Annotated in this window: 20 protein-coding genes and 1 pseudogene; 20 read left to right on the plus strand and 1 reads right to left on the minus strand. The window is 48.2% G+C overall.

The features are described 5' to 3' along the window. The 17 genes and pseudogenes from Q0323_RS09260 to Q0323_RS09340 form a co-directional block, all read left to right on the plus strand. A pseudogene (locus Q0323_RS09260) lies at positions 1-510 on the plus strand (hypothetical protein); the annotation flags it as partial. 60 nt (positions 511-570) lie between these two features. Continuing rightward, a complete protein-coding gene (locus tag Q0323_RS09265; RefSeq protein WP_297950756.1) occupies positions 571-1,437 on the plus strand; it encodes an AAA family ATPase in 867 nt (288 codons plus the stop codon). 13 nt (positions 1,438-1,450) lie between these two features. Continuing rightward, positions 1,451-1,633 (plus strand): hypothetical protein, encoded by a 183-nt coding sequence (locus Q0323_RS09270; RefSeq protein ID WP_298053825.1) that lies wholly within the window; start codon positions 1,451-1,453, stop codon positions 1,631-1,633. A gap of 64 nt (positions 1,634-1,697) precedes the next feature. Further along, complete coding sequence (nrdD, locus tag Q0323_RS09275) at positions 1,698-1,862, plus strand: anaerobic ribonucleoside-triphosphate reductase (RefSeq protein ID WP_298053826.1); 165 nt, start codon at positions 1,698-1,700, stop codon at positions 1,860-1,862. A gap of 135 nt (positions 1,863-1,997) precedes the next feature. Continuing rightward, a complete protein-coding gene (locus Q0323_RS09280; RefSeq protein ID WP_298053829.1) occupies positions 1,998-2,279 on the plus strand; it encodes a sigma factor-like helix-turn-helix DNA-binding protein in 282 nt (93 codons plus the stop codon). Continuing rightward, positions 2,269-2,577, plus strand: coding sequence for a hypothetical protein (locus Q0323_RS09285; RefSeq protein WP_298053831.1), 309 nt, complete (start codon positions 2,269-2,271; stop codon positions 2,575-2,577). Before Q0323_RS09280 ends, Q0323_RS09285 begins: the two co-directional genes overlap by 11 nt. A 70-nt stretch (positions 2,578-2,647) precedes the next feature. Continuing rightward, on the plus strand, positions 2,648-2,998 hold the full coding sequence (locus Q0323_RS09290) for a hypothetical protein (protein WP_298053832.1): 351 nt from the start codon (positions 2,648-2,650) through the stop codon (positions 2,996-2,998). A 315-nt stretch (positions 2,999-3,313) separates the two neighbouring features. Continuing rightward, on the plus strand, positions 3,314-4,075 hold the full coding sequence (locus tag Q0323_RS09295; RefSeq protein WP_298053834.1) for a phage protease: 762 nt from the start codon (positions 3,314-3,316) through the stop codon (positions 4,073-4,075). Then, a complete protein-coding gene (locus tag Q0323_RS09300) occupies positions 4,075-4,938 on the plus strand; it encodes a Mu-like prophage major head subunit gpT family protein (RefSeq protein WP_297893794.1) in 864 nt (287 codons plus the stop codon). The genes Q0323_RS09295 and Q0323_RS09300 overlap by 1 nt, the downstream gene beginning before the upstream one ends. A gap of 40 nt (positions 4,939-4,978) precedes the next feature. Beyond that, positions 4,979-5,284: a hypothetical protein gene (locus tag Q0323_RS09305; RefSeq protein WP_298053836.1), complete on the plus strand. Its 306-nt coding sequence runs from the start codon at positions 4,979-4,981 to the stop codon at positions 5,282-5,284. A gap of 15 nt (positions 5,285-5,299) precedes the next feature. Beyond that, positions 5,300-6,028, plus strand: a complete 729-nt coding sequence (locus Q0323_RS09310; RefSeq protein WP_298053837.1) for a hypothetical protein — start codon at positions 5,300-5,302, stop codon at positions 6,026-6,028. Between the two features lie 10 nt (positions 6,029-6,038). Beyond that, positions 6,039-6,347: a hypothetical protein gene (locus Q0323_RS09315; protein WP_297894563.1), complete on the plus strand. Its 309-nt coding sequence runs from the start codon at positions 6,039-6,041 to the stop codon at positions 6,345-6,347. Then, positions 6,304-6,540 carry a hypothetical protein gene (locus Q0323_RS09320; protein ID WP_298053838.1) on the plus strand — a complete coding sequence of 79 codons (237 nt, stop codon included), beginning with the start codon at positions 6,304-6,306 and terminating at the stop codon, positions 6,538-6,540. The genes Q0323_RS09315 and Q0323_RS09320 overlap by 44 nt, the downstream gene beginning before the upstream one ends. Beyond that, entirely contained in the window at positions 6,537-6,725 is a 189-nt protein-coding gene (locus Q0323_RS09325; protein WP_297894560.1) for a hypothetical protein, read from the plus strand. The genes Q0323_RS09320 and Q0323_RS09325 overlap by 4 nt, the downstream gene beginning before the upstream one ends. 3 nt (positions 6,726-6,728) lie before the next feature. Next, positions 6,729-7,031: a hypothetical protein gene (locus tag Q0323_RS09330; protein ID WP_298053840.1), complete on the plus strand. Its 303-nt coding sequence runs from the start codon at positions 6,729-6,731 to the stop codon at positions 7,029-7,031. Beyond that, entirely contained in the window at positions 7,028-7,369 is a 342-nt protein-coding gene (locus Q0323_RS09335; RefSeq protein ID WP_298053842.1) for a hypothetical protein, read from the plus strand. The genes Q0323_RS09330 and Q0323_RS09335 overlap by 4 nt, the downstream gene beginning before the upstream one ends. Before the next feature lie 8 nt (positions 7,370-7,377). Further along, positions 7,378-7,632: a hypothetical protein gene (locus Q0323_RS09340; RefSeq protein ID WP_297950710.1), complete on the plus strand. Its 255-nt coding sequence runs from the start codon at positions 7,378-7,380 to the stop codon at positions 7,630-7,632. Between the two features lie 242 nt (positions 7,633-7,874). On the opposite strand, the gene Q0323_RS09345 is transcribed toward Q0323_RS09340, so the two are convergent. Next, positions 7,875-8,168, minus strand: a complete 294-nt coding sequence (locus Q0323_RS09345; protein WP_298053843.1) for a hypothetical protein — start codon at positions 8,166-8,168, stop codon at positions 7,875-7,877. A 48-nt stretch (positions 8,169-8,216) separates the two neighbouring features. Here Q0323_RS09345 and Q0323_RS09350 point away from each other — a divergent pair, with 48 nt between their 5' ends. The 3 genes from Q0323_RS09350 to Q0323_RS09360 form a co-directional block, all read left to right on the plus strand. After that, a complete protein-coding gene (locus Q0323_RS09350) occupies positions 8,217-11,246 on the plus strand; it encodes a hypothetical protein (protein ID WP_298053844.1) in 3,030 nt (1,009 codons plus the stop codon). Further along, positions 11,243-11,611 (plus strand): hypothetical protein, encoded by a 369-nt coding sequence (locus Q0323_RS09355; RefSeq protein ID WP_297959737.1) that lies wholly within the window; start codon positions 11,243-11,245, stop codon positions 11,609-11,611. The genes Q0323_RS09350 and Q0323_RS09355 overlap by 4 nt, the downstream gene beginning before the upstream one ends. Before the next feature lie 127 nt (positions 11,612-11,738). Then, on the plus strand, positions 11,739-11,967 hold a 229-nt coding region (locus tag Q0323_RS09360), incomplete at its 3' end, for a hypothetical protein (RefSeq protein WP_298053846.1).

Raw genomic sequence — 11,967 nt, forward strand, 5'->3', positions numbered from 1 at the left:
GGCGGACGAGAGCTGAAACATGTGCATAAAAAAGGCATTAGCCTAGATGGTGTGAGGTTTTACAGCGTGGAGATGTACGGGCTTGAGCGCGTATGGGTCAGCAAAAACGTCAATAATATAAATGAGTGCTTTTTATGGAGCGAGGATAACAAATTTATCGGCGTTGCCTCTACGCTTGATTTGGATGAGGGAGTAAGCGCCGAGGAGGCTAAAAGCGCGCAAAAGCTATTTAATAAGCGCTTAAAAGAGACTAAAAAGCAGATGGACGCTGCATCGATCGCACATCGGGCGGATTTCGAGCAGATAGTGCGCATAGTAGAAGCAAAGCCTGCCGCAATGCCTAAGCCGCAAGCGGCGAATAACGAAAGCAGGCTAATAGATGCTGCGCTAAAAGGAGCTAAAAGTTTGAACTCTAACGCAGCTTTGAGCGATGAAATTTTAAGTGCGCAAGCTGCGCAGCGCAAGATAGAGCGAAAGATAAAGAGCTTTGAGGAAGTAGTCTGCGGATAAGGTACTTTTAAAGGGCATAAAATGTCTTTTAAAAGCCCCTTTATGGGCAAAGGAGAAAATATGCAAGAGATTATATCTAAGCTAAACGAATTCTTAGAGGGCGGAAGCGTGAGTATGAGTGCGCTTGCGCGGGCTTTGGGCATTAGCCCGGGAGCGATCAGTCAATTTCGAGCGGGCAAATACAAGGGCGATAATGCGGCGATCGCAGCCAAGATAGGCGCCTATATCGATGCGAGCGCCAAAAAAGCAAAAGAGTTTGCCACCTCGCCCGCGCGAGATGAAATTTTTAACTCACGGGACTACAAGATGGCGAATTTCGTCATCTCCGAAGCCGTAGGCGAGCGCGAGATAGCTTTGCTTTACGGCACGGCTGGTAGCGGCAAGAGCACGATACTACGCGACTTTGCCGCCAAAAATCCCAACGCGGTGCTAATTGAAGCTACTTGCCACACCAACGCTAACGCTCTGCTCGGCGAGCTATGCGAGGCGCTAAGGCTGGAAGCCGCAGGCAGCGCGAATGCCAAATTAAAAGCTATATCAAGCTTCTTAAAAACCGCCGATAAGGTGCTGCTAATCGACGAAGCCGAGCATCTGCCGCTCAGGGCGCTTGAGGATCTACGCAGAATTTACGATTTTTCGAGTACGCCACTAATTCTAGCAGGCACGGAGATTTTGCTAAAGAATTTAGTGGGGCGCAATAAGGAGCTTAGGCAGCTATATAGCCGCATTTGCGGCAAATGGGCTATGCAGGGGCTCAGCAAAGAGGAGAGCGATGCCTTTTACGGCACGGGGATCTTCGCTCACGCCAAAGGCAACTTCCGCGCGTCCGAAAAGTTGCACAAAAAGTCGGTCCGCCTAGCGGCTCTTAACGGCTGCGCCGTGGGCGAGGAGATCATAGCCCAAGCCTGCGGCATGGTAATTTTATAAGGAGGAATAAGAGATGAAAGCGTATAAGGGTATGAAAATGAGCGATCTAAAGGCTTGCAAAGATGAGATCATAATCGCGCACTCATTCATTCTATTTCGCACCCCGCGAGGTTGGATCTCAAAGAGGAGAAAGCGCGAGAGCATAGTGGTGCCGATCCCGCACTTCCGTCGCGGATTCGGAACAATCTGGAGCTAAGGCTTTGATTTTAAATGGCGCCCCACGCGGGCGTCTTATAAAGTTAAATTTAAAAGGAGTGGATATGAAATTTCCTAAAGAGTTTGAAGCAAAACGCACCAAGTGCATAGTATACACCCGTGTGATGGGCTACTTGCGCCCGGTAGAAAGCTTCAATATTGGTAAAGTGGGCGAGCACAAAGAACGTGTGCTGTTTGAAGAGAAAAAAGATGAGAGCCACACTAAGTAGGCGCGAAAGCGCAAGAGAACCGCTGAAAGCGCCTGCGATAGCAGGCAGTAACTTTAGGTGGGTGCAGGGAGCGTAGCTCCCGCTCGCAGGGCGGGCTTAGCTCGCCTGAGAAGTTAAAACAAAAGGAAGTGTGAAATGCAAAGGATTCAGGGCTACCGCACGGATAAGGTATGCGCCGAGCGGGTGAGGATGCTAAAGGGCGATGCGGATGTAGCTTACCGCGAGCTTGCGGCGATGCTAGGCATCAGCGTCGAGCGCGTCGCGATGATAGAGCGCACGGCGCTTGCGAAGCTTAGGCACCCGAAAAACCGCAAGAAGTGGATGGAGATATTTGAAACCATCGCAGAGCTTGAGCGCTGCGAAGCTCAAAGGCTCGGTAGCGGCTGGGGCCTGAAAGGAACGATCAATGAAGCTTAAAGACCTGATAAATTTGCCCGCCGATAGCTATAGCGCAAACGCATTGCGCGAGCTGCACGCAAAGATGAGCGCCGCCGTGCCTGCTATGGTAAGCGTAGGTCTGCGATCCGTGCGTCGCGACGAGGTAAAGGGCGGGCAGCTCGTAAAGGGCTGGGCATTTTATGTGAGCTTTTTCTATGGCTCTAAAAAGCCCTGCACGGAAATTGCGAGGTTCGGCAGGCTTCATATCTGCGCCGATGAAACGATGGCGGCAGATCCGTATATTGAGAAAATTTTAAGATATCTAAGAGAGGCGTAGCTTTTATCGGGCTCTTTTTGCAAGACATAAGCGCTAAAGCTTAAATTTTAAAACAAAGGAGCAAAAGATAATGGACAAACGAACGGCAAGGCTGGTATTTGTAAGCTCGCCGTATGCAAGCATCCCGTGCAAGCATGATCGAGATCGCGACTACTACGCCCGCAAGCTTGCCGAGCAAGCCTGCGCCATCGTGCGCGCCAACGGCTACGAGCCTATATCGCCCGTGCTTGCATGGATGGGGGTGTATAGCGAGCTGGAGCGAGATCGCATAATGAAAAACTGCGAGGAGCTCCTCTCGGTATGCAGCTACTACTACTTTTTTGCCTGCGAAGGCAGCGAAAATAGCAAGGGCATGGCATACGAGCGAGAGCTTGCAAGGCAGTTCGGCGTGAGGGAGCTGAAATTTAGTCTTTTCGAGTGAATTTGGGGGATTAAGGTGAATTCAAATCGTGCCGCAATTCTCGGGGGACAAGAAGGGAGCTACTTGCGAGGCGCCCCCTTCTTATCCCCCAAACCCCCAATTAACCCCGGCACGCTCAAGGTGCGAGCCTGCGGCTCGAGTTATTGCGCTGCGCGCGACGAATTGCTCCGCTCGCCTAAAGCGGGTTAACACTTATATTTTTATCTCGCATTTTAGCTCGAAATTTTTTCCATTTCACTCTTGATAGCCCCTAAATAGAGTGATTTTAACGGCGTTTATCCGTATAATACCGCCAAATTTCGAGACGGAGGCAGTATGAGACAAGGCATAAATAGCGTTTTAGAGCTAAATTTTAAGCAGGACGAAAAGGTAAAGGTTTCGCCAGTCGGCGAAGTGATAGGTCTTGACGGGCGCGCGTTTCGGATTGACGGCGCCGCACTGATAGCCTCCATAGAAAAAAACGCCCTTGATATCGCCCTTGATGAAAACCACAGCTTTGGCGCGGCTTTAGGGTGGTTTGATAAGGATAGTTTCGAGCTTAGAGATGGCGGGATTTACGCTAGCCTAAGCCTAAATAAAACGGGTGAGGAGCTTATCGGCTCGCGGGCGTATCGATACCTAAGCCCCGTTTTTGATATGGGAGAGAATAGACGGGTGATCGGGCTTGATAGCGTAGGGCTCGTAAATCGCCCAAATTTGCTAAATAATGCAATCAACTCAAAAGGAGAGGAAGAGATGGATAAAGAAATTTCGGAGCTTTCGGCAAAAATAGACGCCCTAGGCAAGCAAATAGAGGAGCTTAGCGCAAATTTTGCCGCTAGCAACAAAGCAGAGGCTGTAAACACAAAGCAAGACGATGCCGCAGAAAGCGAAGCGAATGCAAAAGAAAGTAACGCAATGGTGGAAAAGATTGCGGCGCTAGACGGACAGGTGCAAAAGCTTAGCTCCCTTTTGGGCGCGTTTTTCGGCAAAAAGGAGCTTCAAAAAAATAGCGCGTCCTCCTTGAGCGACGAGCAGAAAAAGGTGGCCTCTCTTTTAGGGCTTAGCGAAGAGGAATATGCAAGGGGGATTAAATAATGGCAAATTTTGAAGAGACATCGATCGGCTTTAAGGCGGTCTTTCAAAAGACCTTCAACGATACCAAAAGCGAGGCGGATGTTCTTGCTATGCGCATAGACAGCAACGATCTAAGCGAGAAATATGTTTGGCTAGGTAACTTTCCGATGATGAAAGAGTGGGTCGGCGATAGAGATATCAAAAAGTTCAAGGATTATGGCTATGCGCTAGAAAATCAGCCTTTCGAAGCTAGCGTTACGGTGCCAAATACTCATCTTGAATATGACAAAGTCGGGCTCTATAAACCTGCGATCGAACAGATGGCGTTCAATGCGAAAAAATTTGGCGGCGCGCTAGTGGCGAAAATTCTAGCCAACGCGGCCGACTCCACAAAGGGCAAATGCTACGACGGCAAGGCGTTTTTTGCCGCCGACCATGCATCTGGTAGTGATACCTATGCAAATAGCGGCACCGGCGCGCTGGATACGGCGCATCTTTTAGCTGCGGAGGCCTATATGATCAGCATCAAAGGCGACACCGGGCAAGCCCTGGGCGTAAGTCCGACGCATCTAATCTGCGGTCCTAAAAACCTTGCCGCGGCGATTACTGCGGTAAATAAGGAGCATTTAACCGCAGGCGAAACAAACCCTACTTTCAAGCGCTACAGCTTGCTCGTTTTGCCAGAGATCGCGGGCACCGAGTGGTATTTGATGGATCTAGGCAAACCGGTGCGCCCTTTCGTGCTTCAAGTTGCGAAAGATGGCGTCTTTGAGAGCAGCGACGACCATAAATTTATGAAAGACGCTGCACTATTTGGCTGCAAAAGCTTTATGAATGCAGGATACGCGTTATGGCAACTTGCCTATATGTCCACGGGAAAATAAGGAGATAAGATGCATTATTGTGCGGAGGATTTTTTAGAAGATGGACGAGGAATTTCTAAGCAGAGCGAGACAGAGTCTATTCAACAAGGCGGAAGTGAGCGAAGCTCTAGCGAAGCGAGCGATGGAGGAAGCCAGGGCACTGAGCAAGAAAAAGGCGATTCCGAAACCCTCGCTAATGGATCTGGCGATGTTTCGACTGAAGCTACTACTGAAAATAGAGCCGACGCAGCTGGATCAGATACTGGCAAACGAAGCCCTAAGAGAAGCGGCAGCAATAAAAAATGACGACGGCAGTGGCGGGATAATCAAGAGCGGGCAGCGCAAAAGCGAGCTGAATCAAATTTAGAACAAAGGAGAAAATATGGCTAGCAGTAGCGATTACGTAACCCTCGGCGGCGGCAAACTCTATATCGACGTCTATAAAGAGGGCAAACCTACGGGCAGATTTGAATACTTCGGGCTCAGCTCGGAGGTAAGCATAAAGACCGAGCTTGAGAAGCTCGAGCATACCAACACCGAGGGGGCGACGCAAGCGATCGATAAAACGATCGTGAAGAGCCAAAGCGCTACGATGAGTTTTAAAAGCGACGAAATTTCCATCAAGAATTTGGCTAGAGCCTATTTCGGCGAAACGTCGCAGAGCGGCAAGACGGCAAGCGTTAAAATTACCGACGCGAAAGCGGGCGATATCGTAGATTTGGGAGCCGTAGGCGGCAATCTGAGCGCCGCCGTAGGAGGCGGCGGTACCGCTCCAAAAAAGGATGAGGACTACAAGTATCACGAAAATAGCGGGATAGTAGAGTTTTTAAAAGACGTTTCGGGCGAGGTTACGTTGAGCCTGAGCGCCGGTATCCAAAAAGAAAAGATGAGCGCCTTTAAAAATAGCAAACTGGAGTGCGCGCTGATGTTTATCGGCGAGGCGGCGACGGGAAGCGCGATGAAAGCGACTTTTTATAAGTGCTCCTTAAGAGCGGACGGGGATTTTGCGCTCAAGGGCGATGATTGGCTCTCTATCAGCTTCAGCGTCGATATTCTCAAAGACGAAACCCGTGCGGCAGGAAACCAATTCTTTGAAATTTGCGCTCTTTAAGGATAGGATTATGCCTTTTTTGAACGCGCGGGCTTTGGGTTACGCTCTAATCGCAGTCTGCATGCTAAGCGCAGCGTGGATTACGAAGCTAAAATTTGAAATTTCGTCTCTTAATAGTGCCTATGCTTCAAAGCAGGCGGAGGCTCAAAGCTGCGCGGCAAATCTCAGCCTGCAAAACGCGGCGATAAAGTCGCTGCAAATTAAGGCAAGTGGGCTAAACGAGGATAAAATTAAGAGCGTTTCAAAAATTTACATTAAGGACAAAGGCTGTGAGAGTGAACTGCGGGCATATAAAATGCTTTTTAATAGCGCTTTTTAGCGTTTTTGCTCTTGGCGGCTGTGGGGCAAAAGAGCCGCAGATAAAGCAGGTATTCATCCCCGTAAAATGCAACCTAAAAATGCCGCTACGCCCCGCCGAAAGCTCGGATTTCGAAGCGCACAAGGCGCTAATGGCATATTTTCTAAAGTGCGAACAGATCGCAAAAGATTGCACACAGGGAGCGAATGAATGAGACCTGTTCTGCTCTATCTACTGCGCGCGGTGCTTTTGGTGATTTTCAATTTAGAGCTTTTTGCGCTACTTGAGCTTTTTATCCGCAATACGAATGTGCTATTTTTGGCGTGGTCGTGCTGCATAGGCATTAGCGGAGCACTTACGGCGTCTCCTGGGCGCTTGAGCCCACACGGCAAAGCATGAGAAATGGAGTATCTAGCTTATGTCTGTGCCGTCGGCGTCGCAGGCAGCATAGTAGCATGGTTTAGACAGCCTTCCGCAACCGAAAAATCGCCGGCGGTAGCGCTGCGCTCGTTTTTTACAAGGCTTTGCGACGGCTGTTTTAGCGCCTATATCATTTATGAGATCGCGTTTTTTTATGCCAAGGATATGCGCCTTAGCCTTGCGATTTGCGGCATAGGCGCGTTTAAAGGAAGCGGGATTTTAGATTTGGCGACAAGCTTTTTTAAAGAGAAATTTACTCTAAGAGACGATGAGGAACCTAGATGAAAGAGACGCTGGAGTATTTAAAATCTAAGCTAAATCTTACGGCGGTAGCGAATACGGCGCTTATAGATCAAAACGGCGATTATCTGATTTTTAGCGGCTTTGAGCGTATCAGCGCAAACGAAACGAGCCTGAAGTTTCAAATCGTTTTAGCGCGCAACACTTTAGATTGCGAAATTTACGAAATTTTAGATGAGATCATGGCGCTTAGCGACAAGCTTTTAAAAGATGAGGCCGCAAGCCGCGCCGTCATTTTAAAAAGCGCCGAGACGCAATTTATAAGCGAGAGCTTATACGCTTATATCTTTGAGCTGAATTACCCCCTAAAGCGGGTTAGATAGGAGCGAGAATGGATCTGTTTAAAAAAAAGACGTTGAAAAACGGCATTACGATTAGAGAATTATCCATCGGATTAATTTATAAAATTCAATCGGGCATCATCAAAAACGACGATATAGCCGAAATTTTAAAGCAGTGCTGCGATCTTAGCGCAGATAAGATTGAAAACCTAGGCTATAGCGCCGCAAATGAGCTTTATGAGGAAATTTTGCGCCTAACCTACGGCGATCTTACCGCAAGCGGCGAGGGCGGTAAAAAAAAATAACCTTTTGGATCTGCTACCTGCTAGAGCACGGCTTAGATAGGGCGTGGGAGTTTCCTTTTAGCTTCGCAAAAGAAGCAATAGAGGGCTTTTCGCAGATAGAGGGACAAAGGCTTAAAGAAATTTCTGCGGCAGTTAGAATCGCTCGCTTCGCGGACGACCGGGCGTTTAAAAAATTTATGAGCGAGGGAAGGGATGAAAGAAGCGGTATCGAAAGGCTTAAGGAATTTGCTAAAGCTTGATTTTTATGAGGCGCGGGTAAAGCTTATTCCGCTTTTTCGAGCAAGCTCACGCACAAAAGGCTCGTCTTTAGGCGAAATCCTAACTTCGGCTCGCTGCTCGCGGCTAAATTTATCTATATTTTTAAATATAAAAGCTAGCTCCGGGCGGCTTAGGCGCTCTTTCGCTTCGATTTTTGCGGCAATCTTTTGCGCCTTTTTGCGCGCAAAATACTCTTTTAACTGCGTCGCTATCGCAAGGCACATTAAAAAACCAAACAAGCCTTCGCCGTTTTTATCTGTAAAACCGAATAGATCCATTTGCTCGTCTCCTGAAAGCATATTATATCAAAATTTAAGGCAAAGCGCATGGCTGATTTGAAGATAAAAATAGGTGTCGAAGCAGACGCCAGCGGTGCCGAAAAGGTCAAAAAAGGGCTATCGGACGTAGAGGCTGCTGCACAAAAGGCGAGCAAAAGCACGGGTATACTCAAAAGCGCGCTAGATGGAATTAAATCCGACGCGTTTGCGAATTTGACAATCTCGCTGCGAGGGCTCAGCTCGGTTATATCTAGCGCTACTCAGGGTGTTAGGGAGTTTATCGCCGCCGGGCTAGAAAACAACACCACTATAGAGAATTTAAATGCTCGGCTAAGAAGCTTGATAAATGTCGCGGAAAAAAGCGGCAAGCTCGATCCTTTCGAGAAATGGAAGCTTAGCGGACAAAAGGCGAGCGCGGCTCTTGAGGAGCTTAAAAAGCTCGATAGCGAGCTAGATTTCAGCTCCAGCGATCTAGCCGCGATGTTTACGAGCTTTTATTCTACTGCTAGCTCGAATATGAGTCTAGAAAAGGCTCTCGCGCTATTTCGAAATATCTCATACGCAGCCCAAAGCTCGGGTGCGGATGTAAGCTCGCTAAAAGCGACGCTAGATAGCGTGGGCGCAGGCATTATCCAAACAAATACCGACTTCGGACGGTTTTTGAAATCCTTGGGGCTTCAAACCGAAAGTCTAAAGGCTGCGATAGAAAACGGCTCGTTTTTTGACGTGATGAACGAAAAGCTTAAAATTTTCGGCGAGCAAGCCTCCTTTAGCGCTCCGAAATTTGAAGCCCTGGTAAGTACCTATAAAGCGTCTATGGCGGAACTTCAAGGAGAGGCTACTAAGCCTTTGTTTGAGGGGCTTAAAAATTCCTTTGCCGAAATAAACGAATATCTCTCAAACGATACGACGCTTAGGCAGGCTTTGGCAAACTTCGGCGAGGGCATAAATGAGATCGCAAGCGGTATTTTCAACAAAGATACCTTCGAAGCTGCCGCTAATGCCGCGGCGCTGCTTGCAAACTCCATAGGCTCGCTTATAAAAGCAGCCTCCGCTTTAAGCGATATAGCTATGCCCGATTGGCTCGCCGGAGAAAAGGATGCAGGAGTTTTTTCTACCGCGGCAAAGGGGCTCGGAGAACTCGCCGAGGCTTTCAATAACATATTTTATATCCCCGCAAATCTTAAATTTGACCTGCCTTCATATATGCTTAAAGCGACGCAAAATACCAATGATTTTCGCAACAGCTTAGCAAATTTAGGCGTAGAATTAGAAAAGACGGGCAATGTATGGAACCTAGGCAAAAATGAAAATTTAAGCACGGAAGCTGCCGCAAAAGGGATAGCCGCCGCAGATGAAGCGCTTAGAGGGCTTAGAGCAAGCCTTGAGGGGCTAAAAGAGGTAAGGCTTGATAAGGTTGTAGAAGCGGACGCAAAAAATCAGATTGAACTGCAGATCAATCAAATAGAGAGACTTAAGCAGGGTCTTACCTCTATGGTGGATGCGCGCGAGGCTGCAAATAACGCGATTATAAACGACAATAAAAGGGTTTTAAACGAGTTTTTAAAGGATGCCGATGCGCGTATAAAAAGCCATGACCGCACTATCGCTTCGCTGCTTGCAAAGGAGCAAAGTTACAACTCGCAGCTAGAAAAGATGGCGCAGCAGCGAGTGGGTATAGAGGAGAAATACGCCCGCAGCCGTGAGAGCTTGGAATTTAGCGCTGCAGAAAAAATCCGCCTAGCCAATCAAGCCGGGATGAGCGAGGAAGCGAAATTCAACGACGATCGCCTAGCCCTATCCCGCTCACTTAGCGCAGCCAAAGAAGCGCTCAATAATAAAGATCTGGAAAGCTTCAAGCGCTACGCCGATCAAGCCTCTAAGCTAAACGATAGCTTGGGCGCACAAAAGAGCTTAGGAAGCGGCAAAAACGCGCAAACTATCAATAGAGCCTCAGACTATAAGAATACGGTAAATGAAATTTTGGCGTTAAACTTGAGCGCCAATGAGATGCAAAAAAATGCCGATCTTGCTGCTCATGACGCCAAGATGGCAAATATCGCCGCCGAAAAAGCGGCGGTAGAGGCTAGCTTGCAGAGTGAAAAGGCACTCTACAACGAGCTCATCGCACTAAAACAAAGGGCTGCAGAGGGTAAGATAGATTTTAGTGCCGAGGGATTTGAGGATGTAAAAACCAAAATCGCCGAGCTTAAAGACGCAATGAACGGAGGGGCTAGCATAAAGATAACCGCAGACGATGCGGCGGCGCAGGAAGCGAAAAAGAGCCTGCAAGCTCCAAGCTCAAGCATCCATACGATCGATCCGGATGCTAAAGCGGCGCAAAAGACGATCGAGACTCTTAAAAGGCCCACATCATCGGTCCATACGATCCATGTCAAAACCATAGGCGGAGGCAAGATAAAAGGCACGAATACCGCAGCTTTTGCTAGCGGCGGAGCGGTGGAGCTTTTTAGGCGATATAGCGGCAAGATCGCTGGGCATGATGCCGCAGGCAGGGATGATGTGCCTGCGCTACTAAGCAGAGGTGAGTTTATCCAAAACGTCAGAGCCGTGGACTACTACGGCGCTAAATTTTTTGCGAAGCTAAACGCTAGAGCGATCCCAAAAGAGAAGTTAGCCCACTTCGCTAGCGGCGGGCTTGTACTAGCTCGCCAAAACAGCGAGTTTATGCAAAGAATAGATATGAGCATAAGCTCCGCAGACGTTAGGAGGTTAGCCAATAGGCTCTCCGATAAATTCTATTCGATGATCGACAAAAAGCTTTTCAGGAATGGGCTTGACGCCGTTAGGTCATGGAGTGCGCAATATCCGGGATTTTTTAAAATTAAAGGGAACGATTATTTTACAAACTTCCGCGCTCTTGCCGAGGATCTATTATCCAGAGCGAAGCAGGGTCTAAACATAGAGGGTTATGCCGCCGAGTTTATAAAGCCGAATGCCGCTGCTGCTAAAAACGTAAATTTAAACTTCAATTTAGGCGGGGCAAGCTACAAAGCTCAAACCGACGAAGATACCGCCGCAGCGCTTCAAAGATATTTAAAAGGAGCTGGAGTATGAGACTAAAAGCCGTAGAAAACGTAAAACTCGACGAGCCTTTGTTTTTGCAAGACGAATTTAGAAACTACTCGCTAACAGCGGCAAGCGAGACCGCTATAAGCGGAGCGGAGATAGTATTTTTAAGGGAGCGCAAAAACAGAGCCCTCGTATTTTCCAGTGATGAGATCGCATGGCAAAGCAAAGCCTGCATAGACGCCCTAATCGCTCTAGCCGAAAGCTCTGCTGATAGCGAGCTTGTGCTGCTAACTGATACGGGGCAAATCAGAGCAAGGTTTGATTATACGGACGCTGCGGTGAGCGCAGAGCCGCTTTTTAAAAGCGCAGAGCCGCTCTTTTATCTGACGCTTAAATTCAGAGAGGTTTAAAAATTTTGAGAAGTGAAATTTTCAAAAACGGCGGGGCGCTTCCTAGCCGATGCGCGAAAAGATGGAAGTGCCCGCTCGCAGGGCGGGCTTAGCTCGCAAGGGAAATTAAAATATAAAGGAGTCAAAAATGGCGGGAATTGAATTTTATAAGGACAAAGAGTGCACGCAAAGAGTGGGAACAGGGGATAAATTACTTCCAAGTCCTAGAATTTCGATCTTTACCCCCTCGACTAAAACCGACGAAATGACGATTTATGCAAAGATTACGGATCTTGCCGCTACCTTTTATCCGCACGTAACGCTACTTTATGATAAGCGCGATATCGAATATCTAGGCTTAAACGCCGGGGGCGTCG

This window comes from uncultured Campylobacter sp. (assembly GCF_938030145.1).
GTDB lineage: Bacteria > Campylobacterota > Campylobacteria > Campylobacterales > Campylobacteraceae > Campylobacter_B.